Origin of the sequence: Mycobacterium sp. SMC-4 (assembly GCF_025263265.1) — a bacterium.
Taxonomy (GTDB): domain Bacteria; phylum Actinomycetota; class Actinomycetes; order Mycobacteriales; family Mycobacteriaceae; genus Mycobacterium.
The window spans coordinates 3,385,790-3,400,696 of record NZ_CP079869.1 but is presented as its reverse complement, the minus strand read 5'-3'; the positions used below and the strand labels follow the sequence as shown (position 1 = coordinate 3,400,696).

Sequence of the window (14,907 nt, the reverse complement as noted above, 5' to 3'; positions counted from 1 at the left end):
CGGCCCGTCAGATCACGCCCGCACCGGTGGCGTCCTGCGGCTTGTGCTCGTCGGCGTCGGGAATGTTCTCCGGGTGCAGCATCTCGGCGTAGCGCAGCTGCGCGGGGATGCCGAAGCCCTCGACGAGGAGTTCGGCATGGGGGCGCAGGCGGCGGCACCGGTCGTTGATGCCGCGGGTGACCGCCTTGGCCCGCTCGGTCGACAGGAAGCGGTGCTCGACGAACCAGGCCTTGTCCTCCTCGATCACCGACAGCGCGTACAGATCGCACACCATGCCCAAAATCTCGCAGGTCTGCTCGTCCGGGCAGGCGTCGATGGCGGCCACGAAGGCTTCCAGGATGACGCGGTCGATGTGCGCCTGCGCGGTGTGCAGCACGTGGTCCTGCACGGCGTTGAACGCCTCGAACGCACTCATCTCCTTGGACTTGCTCTGCAGCCGACGCGCCACCGAGGCCAACATGTACTCTTCACGGTCCTCGAACATCTTGACCTGGGTGCCGCGGTTGAACAGGCTTCCCTCTTCCTCGTTGTCCTGCCGGGTGTCGAGGATGGTCTGCATGATCGTCTGTGCGGCAGTGCGTTTGAGCACCCGCTCGCCGGCGAAGTTGGCCGCGAACCGGACCCACTCGACCGGGCTCATGCTCTTGATGTCGTCAGCGTAGGTGGTCAGCAACTCCTTGGCGACCAACTGGGTCAACACGTGATTGTCACCTTCGAAGGTGGTGAACACATCGGTGTCGGCCTTCAAAGCGATCAGCCGGTTCTCGGCCATGTATCCCGCACCGCCGCACGCCTCCCGTGCCTCCTGGATCGCGCGGGTCGCATGCCAGGTATTGGCGGCCTTCAGGCCGGCAGCGCGGGATTCGAGCTCACGTTGCTCCTCGGGATCCGGGTCGTCGGCAGTCTGCAGCTCGTGACATTTGGCCACCAACTCGTTCTGGGCGAACTGCAGCGCGTAGGAGCGGGCGATCAACGGCAGCAGCCGGCGCTGGTGGACCAGGTAGTCCATCAATAACACCTCGCCACCGTCGGGGTCAGAGAACTGCCTGCGCTGCAACGCATATCGCGTCGCGATGTCCAGCGCCACCCGGGCTGCGGCGCCGGCACTTCCGCCGACGGTGACGCGGCCCCGGATCAGGGTGCCCAACATCGTGAAGAAGCGACGGTTCGGGTTCTCGATCGGCGAACTGTAGGTGCCGTCGGGTGCGACATCGGCGTACTTGTTGAGCAGGTTGGTTCGCGGGACACGCACCTTGTCGAACTGGATCCGACCGTTGTCCACTCCGGGTAGGCCGCCCTTGTAGTGACAGTCCGAAGTCGTCACCCCGGGAAGGTCGTTGCCGTTTTCGTCGCGGATCGGCACCACGAAGCAGTGCACGCCGTGCACCGTGCCGTCCGGAGTGATCAGCTGCGCGAACACTGCGGCCACCCGTGCGGTTTCCGCGGCGCCGCCGATGTAGTCCTTGCGTGACGTCGGGGTGGGGGAGTCGATCACAAACTCCTGGGCCTGCGGATCGTAGGTGGCCGTGGTCTCCAGCGACTGTACGTCGCTGCCGTGGCCGGTCTCGGTCATCGCGAAGCACCCGAGCAGATCGAGGTCGATGATCTTCTGCACGTAGGCCTCGTGGTGGCGTTCGGTGCCGAGGTTCTCGATGGCGCCGCCGAACAGTCCCCACTGCACCCCGGCCTTGACCATCAGCGACAGATCGCTCATCGCCAGCATTTCGATCTGGGTGACGGCCGAGCCGACATCACCGTTGCCGCCGTGCTCCTTTTTGAAGCCGTCCTCGGCCGCACCGCGCTCGGCCATGATCCGCATCTGTTCGGCGACCTTGGTCCGGGCGATGACGGTGTTCGGTGTGTAGTGGGGCCGGAAGATCTCGTGGGCCAGTTCGTGACGCATCTTGTTCTTCACGTCGCGGAAGCGCCCGTCCAACGAGTTCTGCAACTGCTCGGCGATGGTGGTCATAACACGACGGTATCCCGAAAAAGGCCTCGTAAACTGTGATGTCACAAACCTAGGTCATCCTCAGAGAGCTGCCTTACTCGCAGAGGCGCAGAATTGGCGCATGACCCCAAGCAACGACGCGCCGAAGTCGCCGACGGGCGTCCCGCACGTCGCCGATCATCGCCATGCCAACGTCACCGGCGGCTGGCTGCGTGCTGCCACATTCGGCGCGATGGACGGTTTGGTGAGCAACACCGCACTGATCGCCGGTGTCGCGGCGGCGGCCAGCGCGGAGACCGTGGTGATCAGCGGTGTGGCCGGGCTGTTGGCCGGTGCGTTCTCGATGGCGTTGGGTGAATACACCTCGGTGACCACGGCCAACGAGCAGATCGACTCTGAAGTCGTCGTCGAGAAGCGGTCCTTCCGGGTGCATCCCGACGCGGAGAAGGCTGAGCTGGTCGAGATGCTCACCGACATCGGCGTGTCGCCCGACACCGCGGTCAAAGCCTCCGAGGAGATCCACCGGGATGAGGACAGAGCGGTGAACTTTCACCTCGTCCAGGAACTGGGCGTGCATCCCGAGGAGAAGCCGTCACCCTGGGTTGCCGCTGGGTCGTCGTTCGTGCTGTTCGCCGTCGGCGCGGTGATCCCGTTGATTCCGTACCTGCTGGGCTACGCGTCGCTGTGGGCCGGATTGGCATGCGGCGGTGCGGGTTTGCTGCTCGCCGGCGTGGCCGCGGCGCGGTTCACCCGGCGTCCGGCGGCGTTGATCGCGGTGCGTCAGCTGGGTCTCGGCGCGATTGCCATCGCGGCGACCTATCTCGTCGGCCTACTCGTCGGTGGCGCAGTGGGCTGACGCGTCAGCCCGAACTTCCCGAGGTGAGCGCGCGGGCCTCGTCGACGAGCTCGTCGAGTTCGGATTCCTCGGCGTCGATGCCCGACAGGTGGGGTCGGGTCAGCAGCAGCACCGCCGCGGCCAGCAGCACCGCGCCCGCGCCCACCCAGAACGGCAGGTGCACACTGATTCGCTCGCCGAGGAACCCGGCCAGCCAGGGCGCGACCGCGGCGCCACCGAAACGCACGAAACTATAGGCGGCCGAAGCCACTCCGCGTTCGACCGGCGCCGCCTTCATCACCGTCTCGGTGATCAGCGTGTTGTTGACCCCGATGAACAGGCCGGCCACCACCACACAACCGGCCAGCACCGCTTTCTGGTCGGTCCACAGCGCCATCGCTGCCAGCGTCGCGGTCATCAGCAGCAGGTTGACAACCAGCGTGCGCACGGTGCCGAAGCGGTGTTGCAACCGGGGAGCGACGAACACCGAGGTGACGGCCAGCGCCACGCCCCAGCCGAAGAAGATCAGTCCGATCCCGTAGGCGCTCATGTCCAGCGGGAACGGCGTGAACGCCAGCAGGGTGAAGAACCCGAAGTTGTACAGCAGCGCGGTGATTGCGACGCCGAACAGGCCACGATGCCGGAGAGCCCGGAACGGGTCGGCCAGCGTGGTGGCGCGGCCGGTCGGGGGCGTCGAGGGCAACAGCACGGCGGTTACCACCACGGCGACCACCATCAGCGCCGAGACCCCGAAGAACGGACCGCGCCACGAGATCGAGCCGAGCAGGCCACCGACCAGTGGTCCGACCGCGATCCCGACGCCGAGTGCGGCTTCGTAGAGGATCACCGCCTGCGCCACCGATCCGCGCGCAGAACTGACGATGGTCGCCAGTGCGGTGGCGATGAACAGCGCGTTGCCCAGGCCCCACAGGGCCCGCCAGCCGACGATCTCGGTGACCGTCTCACTCAGCCCGGCCAGACCGGCGCCGGCGATGATGATCACCAACCCGAGCAGCAGCGTGCGCTTGGGCCCGATCCGGCTGGCCACCACACCGGTGATCAGCATCGCCACCCCCATCACCACCATGTAGCTGGTGAACAGCAGAGACACCTGAGACGGCGTGGCGCCGAGGTTGTCGGCGATCGGCTTGAGGATGGGGTCGACGAGGCCGATACCCATGAAGGCGACGACCGAGGCGAACGCAACGGCCCAGACGGCCTTGGGTTGACGCCACATACGGCGTGATCCTCCTTACGGTGGTGCGTCGGTCAGCGTGCTGCGGTGTGCGGCATGGTGGCGTCTTCGATCAGGCGGCGCATCACGTCGACCGCGTTGGTCAAGCAGTTGCGGTCGGCGTCGCTGAGCCGCTCCAGATAGGGCTCGAGGGCTGCGCCGCGATCAGCGCGCGCCTGACGCAACGCGGCGACCCCGTCGGCGGTGATCCGGATCAGCACCGCGCGGGCATCCAGCGGATCGGCGGTGCGAGTGACCAGGCCGGCGTCTTCGAGGCGGCGCACCTGCGTGGTCATCGTCGGCTGCGAGCAATGGTCGAGCGCGGCGAGATCGGAGATACGGGCTTCGCGCTGGTCCTCGATCGTCGACAGCAGCCGCGCCTGCGCGAACGGCAGCGGCATGCGTCGCACCCGCTGGTTGGTCAGTCGGTTGAGTCGCGCAACGACGGAGAGCAGGTCGGCGCCGAGAGTGGACGACATGGCGCCCATATTTGCATAGAGAAACTATGCAAATCAAACCCCGCAAAGGTGGCGCTGCTCACAACCCGCGGCTGAAGCGGTGCGCAGGGCGGCTGGCAGAATCGTGAAATGACCTCGGCCGGCCCGGCGAAGGCCTCGCGACGGACTGGTTCCCTTCAACCGGTCGAGCTTGCACAGGCAGCGGTGATGGCAGCGTTGTGTGCTGCCATCGCGATCATCGCCGTCGTCGTGCCGTTCGCCGCGGCATTGTCCGTCCTGGGCACGGTGCCGATGGCGCTGCTGGCCTACCGCTACCGGTTGCGGGTGTTGCTCACCGCGTTGGTGGCCGGCGGACTGATCGCGTTTCTGATCGCCGGCATGGGCGGCTTCATGACGGTGCTCAACTGCGCCTACATCGGGGGGCTGACCGGCATCGTCAAACGCCGGGGCCGCGGCACGCCGACGGTGATCGCTGCTGCGCTGGTGGCCGGTGCGGTCTTCGGCGCCGCCATCGTGGTGGCGCTGACGATCCTGAGCCGGCTACGCACCCTCATTTTCGACACCGTCACCGCCAACATCGACGGCGCCGCCGCAGTGCTCTCCCGGATCCCCGGGATGGAAGGTGCCGCAGACCGACTCACCCGCGACTTCGCGAACGCGCTGAACTACTGGCAGCTGTTGTTCTTCGCGTCCGGCATCTTCTCGATCACCATGGTCAGTCTGATCGGATGGTGGGCGCTGTCGCGGGTGATGTCGCGGCTGCTCGGCGTGCCCGACGTGCACAAGCTCGAAACCCCGGTGGACCAGGGTGAGATCGCCCCCGTCCCGCTGACGATGCGCGACATCCGGTTCCGCTACCCGTCGGCCGAGCACGACGCGCTTGGGCCGGTGTCGCTGAACGTGCAGCCCGGTGAGCACGTGGCCGTCACCGGCGCCAACGGTTCCGGCAAGACGACTTTGATGTTGCTGCTGGCCGGACGAGAACCGACAGCCGGAACGGTGCACCGCCCGGGTGCGGTGGGCCTCGGAAAGCGCGGGGGCACCGCGGTGGTGATGCAGCATCCCGAAAGTCAGGTGCTGGGTACCCGCGTGGCCGACGACGTGGTGTGGGGCCTGCCGCCCGGTGCAGCCATCGACGTCGACGCGCTGCTGGGCGAGGTCGGGTTGGACGGCCTCGCCGAGCGCGCCACCGGCGGACTGTCCGGCGGTGAGCTGCAGCGGCTGTCGGTGGCCGCCGCGCTGGCCCGCGACCCGTCGCTGCTGATCGCCGACGAGGTGACCAGCATGGTCGACCAAGAGGGCCGCGACGCGCTGATGTCGGTGCTGTCGGAATTGACCACACGCCACCGCACGGCGCTGGTGCACATCACCCACTACAACGACGAAGCCGATGCCGCCGACCGCACCGTGCACCTGACGGGCAACGGCTCTGCGACAGCGCGCACAGTCCCGGATCTCGTGGCCACCGCCGAGGTGCCCGCTGCGGGTGCAGACGCCGATGCGGGGCGCGGGGCGCCGGTGCTGGAGCTCAACGGCGTCAGCCACGAGTACGGCAGCGGCACCCCCTGGGCCAAGGCGGCGCTCAGCGACATCGACTTCGCGGTGCACGAAGGCGACGGGGTGCTCATCCACGGCCTCAACGGTTCCGGCAAGTCCACCCTGGCCTGGATCATGGCGGGCTTGACGGTGCCCACCGTGGGCAGTTGTCTGCTCGACGGCGCCCCGGTGTCCGATCAGATCGGCGCCGTGGCCATCTCCTTCCAGGCAGCCAGGCTGCAGCTGATGCGCAGCCGGGTTGATCACGAGATCGCCTCTACCGCGGGGTTTTCCCGTCGTAATCGAGCGCGGGTCAACGAGGCGCTGGACTCGGTGGGGCTGGATCCGGAGCTGGCGACCCGGCGTATCGACCAGCTCAGTGGCGGGCAGATGCGGCGCGTGGTGCTGGCCGGGTTGCTGGCCCGCTCGCCACGGGCGCTGATTCTCGACGAGCCTTTGGCCGGGTTGGACGCCGAATCCCAGGAAGGCCTGGTCCGACTTTTGGAAGATCTGCGTCGTCGCACCCGGCTGACCGTCGTGGTGATCTCGCACGATTTCGCGGGACTGGAAAGCCTGTGCCCACGCACGCTGCACATGGCCGACGGCAGGCTCGCGCCGGCACCCACATCTGCCGGAGGGCTGTCATGACCACGCCCCGTAAGCAGCGCCGCGAAGTCGTGTTGCTGCGGCCGATTCCCGGCCGCACCGTCATGCACGATCTGTGGGCCGGCTCGAAGCTGCTCATCGTCGGTGCGATCGGCGTGCTGTTGACGTTCTATCCGGGCTGGGTCCCGATCGGTGCGGTGGCCATACTCATCGCGCTGGCGGCCATCCTGGCCCGCATCCCCCGCGGCGTCCTGCCCACCATCCCGGGCTGGTTGTGGTTCCTGGTCGTTCTCGGTGCGGTCACCGCGGCGTTCGCCGGCGGCAGTCCGGAGATCACTGTGGGCACCGTGGAGATCGGGCTCGGCGGTTTGTTGAACTTCCTGCGCATCGCCGCGCTGACGGTCGTGCTGTTGGGGCTGGGCGCGCTGGTGTCCTGGACCACCAATGTTGCCGAGATCGCGCCCGCGGTCGCCGTATTGGGTCGCCCGCTGCTTGCGTTGCGGATCCCTGTCAACGACTGGGCGGTGGCTCTGGCGTTGGCGCTACGCGCTTTTCCGATGCTGATCGACGAATTCCGGGTGCTCTTTGCGGCGCGTAGTCTGCGACCGCGGGAAGTCGACCGGGACGGCCGCGCACGGTGGCGGCGCTGGGCGGCGGAGATGATCGATCTCCTGGCCGCTGCGATCACCGTGGCGCTGCGTCGCGCCGACGAGATGGGCGATGCGATCACTGCCCGCGGCGGCGCCGGACAGATCTCGGCTGCCCCGTCGCGTCCGCAGCGGCGCGACTGGATCGCGTACGCGATCGTGACGGTCATCTGCGGCGCCGCGCTGGCGCTGGAGCTGACCGTGCTGGGCACCAGCGGCACCCGGCGCTGAGCCGCTGCAAGCCGTTACGGTGGGGTGCGTGAACGCCTCTCATCCCGTCGACGCCGATTTCCTGGCCCTACCGCGGCATGCGCTCGCCGATGCCGCGCTGGCAGCCGCCCGGCAGGCCGGCGCTGAGTATGCCGACATCCGTATCCACGCGATCACCACCGAGACGGTCCAGCTGCGCGACGGTGCGTTGGAGAACGCGGTGGTGGACTACGAGATCGGACTGGCGGTGCGGGTCATCGTCGACGGCGCGTGGGGTTTCGCCGCGCACGCCGAACTCGACACCGACGCTGCCGCCGAGACGGCACGGCGGGCCGTCCGGGTGGCCACCGCGCTGGCGGCGCTGAACGCCGAACGCATCGTGTTGGCCCCCGAACCCGTCTACCGGGATGTGCGTTGGGTGTCGGACTACCTGATCGACCCGTTCGGGGTCCCGGGACAGGAGAAGATTGCCGTTCTCGACGACTACTCGGGCCGGCTGCTGGCCTCCGATGGCGTGGATCACGTGTCGGCGGCGTTCCAGTCGGCCAAGGAACAGACCTTCTACGCCGACTCGTTCGGGTCCTCGATCACTCAGCAACGAGTCCGGATCCACCCCACCCTCGAGGCGGTCGCGGTGGATCCGGCCGCCGGCACGTTCGACACCATGCGCACCCTGGCTCCGCCGTCAGCGCGAGGGTGGGAGGCCGTGGCAGGCGACGATGTGTGGGACTGGAGCACCGAGCTCGCGCAACTGCCGGAGTTGCTGGCCGAGAAGGCCAAAGCGCCCAGCGTGGCGGCCGGCCCGACCGATCTGGTGATCGACCCGACCAACTTATGGCTGACCATTCACGAGTCGATCGGTCATGCCACCGAGTACGACCGCGCCATCGGTTACGAAGCGGCTTACGCCGGAACGTCGTTCGCCACTCCGGACAAGCTCGGCAGCATGCGCTACGGGTCGCCGGTGATGAACGTCACCGCCGATCGCACCATCGAATACGGTTTGGCGACAGTGGGTTTCGATGATGAAGGGGTGCAGGCGCAGAGCTGGGATCTGGTGCGCGACGGGATTTTTGTCGGCTATCAGCTCGACCGCGTCTTCGCGCCGCGACTCGGGGTGCAGCGCTCCAACGGATGTTCCTACGCCGACTCCGCCCATCATGTGCCGATCCAGCGGATGGCCAACGTGTCCTTGCAGCCGGCCCCCGACGACGTCGGCACCGACGACTTGATCGCACGAGTCGCCGACGGCATCTACGTCGTCGGGGACAAGAGCTGGTCGATTGACATGCAGCGGTACAACTTCCAGTTCACCGGGCAGCGCTTCTTCCGGATTCGTGATGGCAGACTCGACGGACAGGTGCGTGACGTGGCGTATCAGGCGACCACCACGGAGTTCTGGGGGGCGCTGGAGGCGGTCGGCGGACCCTCGACCTGGCGGCTGGGCGGCGCATTCAACTGCGGCAAGGCCCAACCCGGTCAGGTCGCCCCGGTCAGCCACGGTTGTCCCTCGGCATTGTTCCGGGGTGTCAACGTGCTCAACACCCGGGAAGAGGCGGGCCGATGATCGGCGCGCACCAGGTGGTCGAGCTCGCCCTGGACCAGGCCCGCCGGCTCGGGCAGGCCGATGAGACCATCGTCGTGGTCACCGACCGCGTCGATGCCGCGCTGCGGTGGGCCAACAACACCATGACCACCAATGGTGAGTCGACCAGCCGGACGATCACGGTCATCTCCATCGTGCGCCGCGGTGAGAGTGCACACGTCGGGTCGGTGCGCTCCAGTGCCGCCGACCCGGCCGTCGTGGCCGATCTGGTCGCGGCGTCGCAGCGGGCCGCGTCGTCTGCGACCGCGGCCCGCGATGCGGCGCCCCCGCTACCGGCCGGTGACGAGCCGCCCGACTGGGACGCCCCGGTCGCAGGCACCGGGGTGGACGTGTTCCTCGGCGTCGCCGAGGGGTTGACGCGCGGATTCCGAGGCAGCGACACGCTTTTCGGCTATGCGCGGCACATCCTGGAAACCACGTTCGTCGCGACGTCGGGCGGAGTGCGGCGGCGCTACACCCAGCCGACCGGGTCGGTGGAGATCAACGCCAAACGCGGGGGCGCCAGCGCGTGGGCGGGCGTCAGTACGCCCGATTTTGTCGCCGTGCCCACCGAATCGCTGCTCGACGAGCTCGCCACCCGGCTGTCGTGGGCGCAGCGGAGGATCGAATTGCCGGCCGGGCGTTACGAAACGATCATGCCGCCCTCGACGGTGGCCGACATCATGATCTACCTGTCGTGGATGATGAGCGGCCGGGGCGCCCACGAAGGACGCACAGCGCTCTCGGCTCAGGGCGGCGGCACCCGGGTGGGGGAGAAGCTCACGTCGCTGCCGCTGACCATGTACTCCGATCCTTGGGCAGCCGGCCTGGAGTGCACTCCGTTCGTGGCAGTCTCGACGTCCTCGGAGCGGTCGTCGGTGTTCGACAACGGCATGGACATCGGACGGGTCGACTGGATCCGCGATGGTGTGATCAACGCGCTGGCCTATCCACGCGCTGCAGCAGCCGAATTCGCCGCGCCGGTGGCGGTCGGCGCCGACAACCTGCTGATGACCGGCGGTTCGGCCACCTTGGCGGACATGATCGCCGGCACCGAGCGCGGATTGCTGCTGACCACCTTCTGGTACATGCGCGAGGTTGACCCGTCGGTGCTGTTGATGACCGGGCTGACCCGAGACGGGGTGTATCTGGTCGAGGACGGCGAAGTCAGCGCGGCGGTGAACAACTTCCGCTTCAACGAGAGTCCGCTGGACCTGTTGCGGCGCGCCACCGAAGTCGGTGTCAGCGAGTTCACGCTGCCGCGCGAATGGGGCGACTGGGCCACCCGCGCCCAGATGCCCTCCCTGCGGATCCCCGACTTCCACATGTCCTCGGTCAGCCAGGCGCAATAATCGGTCCGTGACCGATTCCGCGGTACCCGAACTCCTGGCCCAACTGGTCGCGTTGTCCTCGGGTGACCCGCACGCCGATACACTCATCCGCCTGACGTGCGGGCGCACGCTGTCATTGCCGCCGCTACCGATGCCCGGCGACGTGGTGGACGAACTCAGCGCGCAGGATCGGGTGCTGGCCGGCTTGGCCGAGCAGTTCTGCGTCGACGTCACCGGCATCGGCGACCAGCAACGTCAGCATTTCCTGGAAACATTTGGAGACCGTGCTTTTCGTACCGTGCTGGCGGTATTCGTCGCCGATTTCGTCCCGCGGGTGTGGGCCGGGTGTGCCGCGCTGGGGCTCGGCACACCCGGACAGGTGACCGACGTGGCGTGGCAGCCCGAGACCGATCCCGCCGAGGTGCTGTTGGCCGGGTTCGTGCCGGCGGTCGCGCGACTGCGCGAGCTCGACGCCGTCACCACCGAAGTGGTCCGGCTGCGCGGCGCGGCCGCCCACAATTGCCGGCTGTGCAAGTCCCTGCGCGAAGGACATGCCCTCGACGCGGGCGGCAGCGAGGACCTGTACGGCCAGATCGCCGACTACGAGAAATCCGAGCTGCTCTCAGGTGCCCACAAAGCGGCGCTGCGCTATGTCGATGCGCTGGTCTGGACGCCGTCGCGCATCGACGAGGCGGTGGTGGCGGGCATGCACACCCACTTCAGCGGCAACCAGCAGCTGGAGATCACCCTCGACGTGATGCGCAACGCCGCGAACAAAATCATGGTCTCGCTGGGGGCCGACGCGCCGCGGGTCACCGAAGGTACCGAACGCTACGAAGTCGACGAGACGGGCCAGACGATCTTCGCCTGAACGGCGGTATGGGAACATGGTGGCCGCGCAGCTGCGCCGGGGGCGGTAGCTCAGTCGGTTAGAGCCGCGGACTCATAATCCGTTGGTCGCGGGTTCGAGCCCCGCCCGCCCCACGTCGGATTTATTCGCCGCCTGGGGACTCGGTCGCCTGACGCGACGCCGACGCCGTCTTGATGAAGTTCTCGAGCAGCTCGACCACCTCGAACGGACGCTCCACGTGCGGGAAGTGACCCACCCCTGGCAGCACCTCCAGCCGGCATTCTGGAAGTGCGGCTTGCACCTCGTAGCCGTGCTCCACCGGGATGACGCGGTCCTCGTCTCCCCAGATGACCATCGTCGGCAACTCGGCCTTCAGGTGGAGTCGATTCAGTGCGCTGACCGACTGGCCGCGATAGTCGACGACCGAACGCAGCGTCTTGAGGAAGGCCTGACGGGTGGCAGAATCGGACAACGAGGAGTAGGCGCTCCACATTTCCGCGCCGCGCGGTGACTGAATTCCGCCGGCCGACAGCCAGGAACGCAGCTTGTTGCCGACGCTCACTACCGGGGTGGGCGCGATGACCGGCAACAACAGCTCGGCACCTGGAGCCGACAGCAGCCGAAGCGTCCAACCCACGTCAGGACCCAGACCGCCGCTGCTGATCAACACCAAACGCTCGCAGTAATCCGGATGCTGGTAGACGAACTGCATCGCCACTCCGCCGCCGAGCGATTGCCCGACGACCGTGGCGCGCGTGATGCCTAGCTCATCGAGGAAGTCACGCAGTAACACGGCGAATGCGCCGAGTGAGTAATCGCTGCGCGGTTTGGCCGACTGGCCGTGGCCGAGGAGGTCCGGGGCCACGACGCGGTAGTTTTTGGCCAGCTGCGGGATCACCTCCCGCCAGGTCGCCGAGCTCCCCGCCATGCCGTGGATGAGCAGCAGCGTGTCTTCACCGCCGCCGGCGTCCTGGTAGGCGAGGCGATCACCGTGTAGGTCGAGAAACTTCGTCGAGCTCATAAGGGGGCCGTCTCCTCTGCGCCAGCTCTGCACGATTACCCGTTACCCGGCCTTTTATCGTCGACAGTGGGCCGACTCACGATCGCAGTTTCGACGCGATAGCGCAATATCGGTTGCCAGACGTTGATCGTTACACATTCTTGTGAAGTCCCAGCAAATCCATTGACGGCCGACCGCCGGGGCGCTCAATGGCTAGCTTGGTTAGCTAATTCCGCTGTGCAGGAACGGTTTAGCAATGAGCGAATATGGCCATAGTTCTCCGTGACGGGGGTCGGACGGTTGGCCGTCACTGATGGCGGCAACGGTCATATGCACATCGAACGGACGAGGACTGTGTTGCCAGTCGGAGTCGTACCGCAGCCTCGAACGGAGTAAGGAGTTAGTGATGAACACGAAGAAGCTCGCAGCAGGGATTGCCACCGCCGGCATGCTCGGTATGGGCGGCCTAGGTGTTCTTCACGGGTAGGTTGTGAACGCGTAGGCGCTCGATTGGTGTCATTCCGCCGATGCCGGTGTGGGGTCGGTGGTGATTGTAGTGATGCAGCCAGTGCTGGTAGGTTCCGGCGCGTTCGGCCTCAGAGCGGTAGGTCTGCGCATAGGCCCATTCGGTGGTCAGGGTGCGGTTGAATCGCTCGACTTTGCCGTTGGTCTGTGGCCGGTAGGGCCGGGTCCTCTTGTGGGTGATGTCGGGGCCGAGCGCTTCAGCGAAATTCTTTGACCGGTAACAGGATCCATTGTCGGTCAACACTCGTTTGACGGTGATGCCGTGGTCGGCGAAGAACGCGTTGGCGCGTTTCCAGAATCCCGCGGCGGTTTCTTTGCGTTCGTCGGTGAGGTCCTCGGAGTAGGCCAGCCGGGAGTGGTCATCAACGGCGTGGTGCAAGAACGTGTATCCCATGCCGCAGCGGTTGCGCCGGCCGGCTTGGCGACCCAGCTTGCGATGGCCGCCCCCGTCGGGGATGCGGCCCAGTTTCTTGACGTCGACATGGACCAAGTCGCCGGGAGCCGGGTGCTCATAGCGGCGGGGTTTGGGCCGGCGTACCGGTAACCCGGTGTTTTGGTCCAGGTGCCGCAGCAATGGCATCCGGTAGCGGCGCAGCACCGCCTCAACGGTCGAGCGTGGCAGGTGCAGGTAAGCGGCGATGCGATGTGGGCCCCAGCGCCGGGTGAAGCGCAGGTTGACGATGCGCCGCTCACGTCGTTTCGGCAACCGCAACGGACTGCGATGCGGCCGGCTGGGCCGGTCTACCATCGCTGCTTCGCCACCGTCGCGATAACGGTCGGCCCATTTCTTGGCTGTGGCCACCGAACATTGGAACCGCTCAGCCGCGCGCCGCAAACTCCAGCCCTGATCAACAACCGCCTGCGCAAGCCGCAACCGCCCACGAGGAGTCAACGAAGCATTAGCGTGGACCATGAGGACCTCTCGGTAATCGGATGTGCGTGTTTGGTAACCACACCGATACCGGAGGTCCTCACCTACTTCCGCTCACCACGCCGTTCACAACCTGTCTGGGAGTTACACCTAGGCCTTGGTGCCGGGTTGGCGCTGGCCGACCCGCCGGGGCCGAAGCCCAATCCCGGTAACTCGGACCGCAACGGAAACGGAAACGGCGTCCCCGGTCTGCCGTCGGTGATCCCGGGGCCCGGCGTCAACGCCGGGCTGCCCGGCAACCCGCTGCCTCCGGGTCTGGGGTACCTGCCGCCTCCGGGGCATGGTGGCCCGATGCCGCAGGACCGCATCCTGCTGCCCGAGGTACCGGGCTGGGTCGTCAATCCGGTCCTGCCGCCGGTCGGTGCTCCGCCGCTGCCCGCGCTGCCGAATTGGGCCGAGGGATTGACGATCGTCTGGAACCCGGAGCTGAACGCCTGGGGTGTCTGGGACGCCGAAGCGAGCCTGTTCGTGCGCCTCTAAACACCCGCAGAGGAGCCGCCCCGCCACGCGCGGGGCGGCTCTTCGCCGTCATGTCGGTCGCCCTGTCAGGACATCGCTAAGGTGAGACGACGAGGCGAGGTCGTCACGCCGCACCGGTGACACCGGTGAAGACACCGGTGGCAAACCAACGACGATGAAGGACGGTGAAACGGCACGTGGATGTCATCTCTTTGAATGAGCTCGCCGACAAGCAGCTCGAGCAGGCTCGCACGGCCAACTCGGGTCGGTCCGGCCACACGGTGTACAGCGGCCAGGAGAATTCCCTGCGGCAGACCCTGATCGCCCTGGCCGCCGGCCACGGTCTCGACGAGCACGAAAGCCCCGGTGAGGCAACACTTCAGGTGCTGCGCGGGCGGGTCCGTCTGCAGGCGCAGCACGGGTCGGCCGAGCTGTCGGCCGGCGAGTACATCCTGCTCCCGCTCGAGCGACACAGTCTCGATGTGCTCGAGGACTCGGTGATCCTGTTGACGGTCGTCCCTGGCACCCGCGAAGCAATCGGGTAGGCCCGATGCACCGATGCCCGCGGATATCGGTTGGGGCATCGCGGCGATATTGCCGAAAGGGGTCGGTCGCGGTCGCGCCGCGACGCCGGGCCCTGCCGGCGACGTTCGTGGCACGGGCGACGCCGAAGGGGATCAGCCGACTTTGCCCAGGTCCCAGCCCTGGCTGTCGGTCTCCGACCGCTACGGCCGGAGAGCGCAGCCACCGAT

13 protein-coding genes and 1 tRNA gene are annotated in these 14,907 nt (G+C 67.1%); 9 read left to right on the top strand and 5 right to left on the bottom strand.

Annotated features, from left to right (window positions below; all coding sequences use genetic code 11):
- Window positions 1-7 precede the first annotated feature (7 nt).
- Window positions 8-1,969: an acyl-CoA dehydrogenase gene (locus KXD98_RS16160; RefSeq protein WP_260759382.1), complete on the bottom strand. Its 1,962-nt coding sequence runs from the start codon at window positions 1,967-1,969 to the stop codon at window positions 8-10.
- Between the two features lie 100 nt (window positions 1,970-2,069).
- On the opposite strand from KXD98_RS16160, the gene KXD98_RS16155 reads away from it, so the two are divergent.
- A complete protein-coding gene (locus KXD98_RS16155) occupies window positions 2,070-2,804 on the top strand; it encodes a VIT1/CCC1 transporter family protein (RefSeq protein WP_260759381.1) in 735 nt (244 codons plus the stop codon).
- 4 nt (window positions 2,805-2,808) lie between these two features.
- On the opposite strand, the gene KXD98_RS16150 is transcribed toward KXD98_RS16155, so the two are convergent.
- Together KXD98_RS16150 and KXD98_RS16145 are read right to left on the bottom strand one after the other, a co-directional pair.
- A complete protein-coding gene (locus KXD98_RS16150) occupies window positions 2,809-4,020 on the bottom strand; it encodes an MFS transporter (protein ID WP_260759380.1) in 1,212 nt (403 codons plus the stop codon).
- Window positions 4,021-4,052: 32 nt separating this feature from the next.
- On the bottom strand, window positions 4,053-4,496 hold the full coding sequence (locus tag KXD98_RS16145; protein WP_260759379.1) for a MarR family winged helix-turn-helix transcriptional regulator: 444 nt from the start codon (window positions 4,494-4,496) through the stop codon (window positions 4,053-4,055).
- 108 nt (window positions 4,497-4,604) lie between these two features.
- Between KXD98_RS16145 and KXD98_RS16140 the strand changes: the two genes are divergently transcribed.
- From KXD98_RS16140 to KXD98_RS16115, 6 genes are all read left to right on the top strand, one after another.
- Window positions 4,605-6,659 (top strand): DUF2232 domain-containing protein, encoded by a 2,055-nt coding sequence (locus KXD98_RS16140; RefSeq protein ID WP_260759378.1) that lies wholly within the window; start codon window positions 4,605-4,607, stop codon window positions 6,657-6,659.
- Window positions 6,656-7,495: an energy-coupling factor transporter transmembrane protein EcfT gene (locus KXD98_RS16135; RefSeq protein WP_260759377.1), complete on the top strand. Its 840-nt coding sequence runs from the start codon at window positions 6,656-6,658 to the stop codon at window positions 7,493-7,495. The genes KXD98_RS16140 and KXD98_RS16135 overlap by 4 nt, the downstream gene beginning before the upstream one ends.
- Window positions 7,496-7,523: 28 nt before the next feature.
- The gene (locus KXD98_RS16130) at window positions 7,524-9,041 is read left to right on the top strand and encodes a TldD/PmbA family protein (protein WP_260759376.1); all 1,518 of its coding nucleotides are present in this window, start codon (window positions 7,524-7,526) and stop codon (window positions 9,039-9,041) included.
- Window positions 9,038-10,411, top strand: coding sequence for a TldD/PmbA family protein (locus KXD98_RS16125; RefSeq protein WP_260759375.1), 1,374 nt, complete (start codon window positions 9,038-9,040; stop codon window positions 10,409-10,411). The genes KXD98_RS16130 and KXD98_RS16125 overlap by 4 nt, the downstream gene beginning before the upstream one ends.
- 7 nt (window positions 10,412-10,418) lie before the next feature.
- Entirely contained in the window at window positions 10,419-11,261 is an 843-nt protein-coding gene (locus tag KXD98_RS16120) for a carboxymuconolactone decarboxylase family protein (RefSeq protein ID WP_260759374.1), read from the top strand.
- A 39-nt stretch (window positions 11,262-11,300) separates the two neighbouring features.
- Window positions 11,301-11,374: transfer RNA gene (locus KXD98_RS16115), tRNA-Ile, on the top strand.
- An 8-nt stretch (window positions 11,375-11,382) separates the two neighbouring features.
- Here KXD98_RS16115 and KXD98_RS16110 read toward each other — a convergent pair.
- Both KXD98_RS16110 and KXD98_RS16105 read right to left on the bottom strand, forming a co-directional pair.
- On the bottom strand, window positions 11,383-12,261 hold the full coding sequence (locus KXD98_RS16110; RefSeq protein WP_260759373.1) for an alpha/beta fold hydrolase: 879 nt from the start codon (window positions 12,259-12,261) through the stop codon (window positions 11,383-11,385).
- Between the two features lie 445 nt (window positions 12,262-12,706).
- The gene (locus tag KXD98_RS16105; protein WP_043988055.1) at window positions 12,707-13,678 is read right to left on the bottom strand and encodes an IS481 family transposase; all 972 of its coding nucleotides are present in this window, start codon (window positions 13,676-13,678) and stop codon (window positions 12,707-12,709) included.
- A gap of 126 nt (window positions 13,679-13,804) precedes the next feature.
- On the opposite strand from KXD98_RS16105, the gene KXD98_RS16100 reads away from it, so the two are divergent.
- On the top strand, window positions 13,805-14,176 hold the full coding sequence (locus tag KXD98_RS16100) for a hypothetical protein (RefSeq protein WP_260759372.1): 372 nt from the start codon (window positions 13,805-13,807) through the stop codon (window positions 14,174-14,176).
- Between the two features lie 176 nt (window positions 14,177-14,352).
- Window positions 14,353-14,700 (top strand): cupin domain-containing protein, encoded by a 348-nt coding sequence (locus KXD98_RS16095; RefSeq protein WP_260765236.1) that lies wholly within the window; start codon window positions 14,353-14,355, stop codon window positions 14,698-14,700.
- Window positions 14,701-14,907 lie beyond the last annotated feature (207 nt).

What these genes read in the sequence shown, in the direction of transcription:
- KXD98_RS16160 (WP_260759382.1), bottom strand. Translation starts at nt 1,969, where the DNA reads ATGACCACCATCGCCGAGCAGTTGCAGAACTCGTTGGACGGGCGCTTC.
- KXD98_RS16155 (WP_260759381.1), top strand. Translation starts at nt 2,070, where the DNA reads ATGACCCCAAGCAACGACGCGCCGAAGTCGCCGACGGGCGTCCCGCAC.
- KXD98_RS16150 (WP_260759380.1), bottom strand. Translation starts at nt 4,020, where the DNA reads ATGTGGCGTCAACCCAAGGCCGTCTGGGCCGTTGCGTTCGCCTCGGTC.
- KXD98_RS16145 (WP_260759379.1), bottom strand. Translation starts at nt 4,496, where the DNA reads ATGTCGTCCACTCTCGGCGCCGACCTGCTCTCCGTCGTTGCGCGACTC.
- KXD98_RS16140 (WP_260759378.1), top strand. Translation starts at nt 4,605, where the DNA reads ATGACCTCGGCCGGCCCGGCGAAGGCCTCGCGACGGACTGGTTCCCTT.
- KXD98_RS16135 (WP_260759377.1), top strand. Translation starts at nt 6,656, where the DNA reads ATGACCACGCCCCGTAAGCAGCGCCGCGAAGTCGTGTTGCTGCGGCCG.
- KXD98_RS16125 (WP_260759375.1), top strand. Translation starts at nt 9,038, where the DNA reads ATGATCGGCGCGCACCAGGTGGTCGAGCTCGCCCTGGACCAGGCCCGC.
- KXD98_RS16110 (WP_260759373.1), bottom strand. Translation starts at nt 12,261, where the DNA reads ATGAGCTCGACGAAGTTTCTCGACCTACACGGTGATCGCCTCGCCTAC.
- KXD98_RS16105 (WP_043988055.1), bottom strand. Translation starts at nt 13,678, where the DNA reads ATGGTCCACGCTAATGCTTCGTTGACTCCTCGTGGGCGGTTGCGGCTT.